Annotated in this window: 2 protein-coding genes; both read left to right on the top strand. The window is 72.3% G+C overall.

Going from position 1 to position 2,622, the window contains the following annotated elements; genetic code table 11:
• A partial coding sequence (locus D7X12_RS40710; protein WP_147443980.1) for a CapA family protein occupies positions 1-1,013 on the top strand: 1,013 nt, incomplete at its 5' end.
• A gap of 230 nt (positions 1,014-1,243) precedes the next feature.
• Positions 1,244-2,521, top strand: a complete 1,278-nt coding sequence (locus D7X12_RS40705) for an MFS transporter (RefSeq protein ID WP_120630483.1) — start codon at positions 1,244-1,246, stop codon at positions 2,519-2,521.
• Positions 2,522-2,622: the final 101 nt, after the last annotated feature.

Here is a 2,622-nt window from a genome sequence, read left to right as displayed (position 1 = left end):
CTCCCCCGCCCCCGGGCGCGAAGGTGCGGATCCGCGCCACCGGCGACCTGATGCTCGGCACCACCGTGCCGGAGGGCTACCTGCCCCCGGAAGGCGGCGGCAGCGTCATCGCCAGCGTGCGCCCGCTGCTGGAGGACGCGGACCTGACCTTCGTCAACCTGGAAGGCCCGCTGTGCGACACCGGCCGCACCACCAAGTGCCGCTCGCCCGCCAACTGCTACGCGTTCCGTTCCCCCACGTCGTTCGGCCAGTACCTCAAGGACGCGGGCGTGGACGTGGCCTCCACCGCGAACAACCACTCCGGTGACTTCGGCGAGGAGTGCCGCCGCGCCACCGAGTCCACCCTCGACGCGTTGGGCATCGCCTGGAGCGGCCCGCCGGGCAGCGTGGCCACGCTGGAGCGCAACGGACTGAAAATTGGCCTCGTGGCCTTCCACACGTCGGCCGGGTGCAACCACCTGAACAACCTCCCCAACGCCACGGCGCTGGTGAAGCAGGTGGCCGCCACGCACGACATCGTCGTCGTCTCCTTCCACGGCGGCGCCGAGGGCGGCAAGGCGCTGCACGTCCCGGAAGGCCGGGAGATGTTCTTCGGCGAGGACCGCGGCGACCTGCGCGTCTTCACCCACGCGGTGGTGGATGCCGGCGCGCACCTGGTGCTCGGCCACGGCCCGCACGTCGCCCGCGCCATGGAGTTCTACCAGGGCCGGCTCATCGCCTACTCCATGGGCAACTTCGCCACCTACGGCCGCTTCAACCTCAAGGGTCCGCAGGGCCTGGGCATGGTGCTGGAGGTGGAGCTGGACAGCCAGGGCCGCTTCTCCACCGGCCGCATCCTCCCCACCAAGCAGGTGGGCGAAGGCATCGCGCAGCCAGACCCCGACGCCAACGTCGTCTCGCTCGTGCGCAAGCTCTCCAACGAGGACTTCCCCGACACGGGCGCCCGCATCGCCGACGACGGCCGCCTCTCCCCGCGCCAGGCCCCCATCACCGCCGCGGGCTCCGCGCCGTAGCGCACGTCCCTCCCCTTCCCGACAACGCCGCACCCCCACCCACGGCACCTTCCGAGGGTGGGGAGCGCGAGCCCCGTCCGGAACGTCCCGCCCCGCGCGTCACTGTCGCGGAAGGCAGGGCTCGTTGAAGCCGCGCTGCTGCCTGGACTCCCCTCTGCTTCATTGCGCCCCCAAGGGTGCCGCGCCGTGCCGGGCGCGGCAGCGCGGCGTGCGCTAAGAGAAAAGCCGCCGTGCCTTCATCCCACCGACTGCCCCGACTCGCCTCGCTGCGCCCCTTCGAGCACCCCGGCTACTTCGCGGTGTGGCTGGGCGCGCTCGTCTCCAACATCGGCACCTGGATGGAGACGGTGGCGATGGGCGTCTACGTCACGCAGACGACCGGCCGCGCCGAGTCCACGGGCGCCATCGTCGCGCTGTCGTTCCTGCCCGCGGTCATCCTGTCGCCGGTGGGTGGAGCGCTGGCGGATCGCTTCGACCGGCGCGCCTACGCTGCCTTCGGCGCGGTGCTGCAGGCGGCGCTGGCGGGCGTGCTGACGGTGCTGGCGTTCCGGGGGCAGCTGACGGTGCCTGTCATTGGCGTCATCTCCTTCCTCAACGGGTGCGTGAGCACGCTCACCTACCCGGCCTTCGGCGCGCTCCTCGCGGAGCTGGTGCCGCCAGAAGAGCTGCACCTGTCGACGAGCCTCAACTCGGCGCAGTTCAACCTGGGGCGCATCCTGGGGCCCACGCTGGCCGCGGTGGTGTTGCAGGCGGGTGGGCCCGCGTGGGCGCTGTTCGCGAACACGCTGTCCTTCTTCGCGGTGCTGGTGGCGCTCTCCCGCGTGGTGCCGCCGGCGCGGGACGCGGCCGCGAAGCTCGAGCCGCTCTGGGCGGGCATCCGGCGCGGCATCACCGTGGCGCGCGACGACGAGGACATCTCGCTGGTGCTGGCGGCGACCTTCTTCGTGGCGGCGCTGGTGGCGCCCTTCATCGGCCTGGTGCCGGTGTTCGCCATCCGCGAGCTGGGCCAGGGCGCGGCGGCGACGTCGCTGCTGGTGACCTGCCAGGGCGCGGGCGCGGTGACGGCGGCGCTGGGCGTGGGCACGCTCGCGGAGCTGTTCGGCCAGCGCAAGCTGCGCGGCTACGCGGCCACGTCCATCGCGGCGCTGTCCGGCATCTACTGGCTGGCGCCCACGCTGCAGGTGGCGGCGGTGTGCATCTTCTTCCTGGGCGCCAACTACCTGGTGCTGATGAGCAGCCTGAGCGCGTCCTGTCAGAACCGCGTGCCGCGCCAGTTGCAGGCGCGCATGGGCAGCCTCTACAGCATGGTGTTGGGCGCGGGCTACGCGCTGGGCGTCTGGGTGCAGGGCGCGCTGGCGGACCGAGTGGGGCTGCGCTTCGTGACGCTCAGCACCAGCGCCATCTTCCTGGCCCTGGTGCTCACCACGCGCCTGCTGCGCCCGGCCCGCTTCGAGAACGAGCACACGCTCCAGGCCGAAGTGCAGCCGTTCTCAGACAACGCGCACTGACGCCCGTCTGTCCGCTTCTGGGAGGCCTGGCTCGGCGGCCGGGGGTGGTGGGAATGTCCCCGGACACGACCCCGTTGCCCCGCGTCCCCCCCGTGCCGAGG

This window comes from Corallococcus sicarius (genome assembly GCF_003611735.1).
Taxonomy (GTDB): domain Bacteria; phylum Myxococcota; class Myxococcia; order Myxococcales; family Myxococcaceae; genus Corallococcus; species Corallococcus sicarius.
This window is presented reverse-complemented; position numbering and strand designations above follow the sequence as displayed.